The sequence below is a fragment of the Bacillus infantis genome, from assembly GCF_050107595.1.
Classification (GTDB): domain Bacteria; phylum Bacillota; class Bacilli; order Bacillales; family Cytobacillaceae; genus Bacillus_AB; species Bacillus_AB infantis_C.
On the sequence record NZ_JBNILH010000047.1, the window covers coordinates 1 to 255 of the forward strand.

At 39.2% G+C, this 255-nt stretch carries 1 protein-coding gene; it reads right to left on the reverse strand.

Annotation, left to right across the window (positions count from 1 at the left end; all coding sequences use genetic code 11):
• Window positions 1-255, reverse strand: a 255-nt coding sequence (locus tag ACQCVH_RS25375) for an IS110 family transposase (RefSeq protein WP_426838416.1), incomplete at both ends; no start/stop codon positions are given.

Genomic DNA, 255 nt, shown 5'->3' on the forward strand with positions numbered 1-255 from the left:
TCACATCATTCTTGGTAGGTGAGTTATCATCCAACTCCTTGCTTTTCTTGACGTGCAAGGGGTTTACTGCGACAAACTTAATTCCGTTTTCTTTTAAAATATGAGCGAGGTTAAACCAATAGTGGCCCGTTGGCTCCATGCCAACCATCACTTTGTCCATACGCTGTTCTTTTTTAATTCCAGAAATCCAATTCAAGAATTGCTCAAATCCCTCTTTTGTATTTTCAAATTGACAAGGAGATCCAAACTCCATTC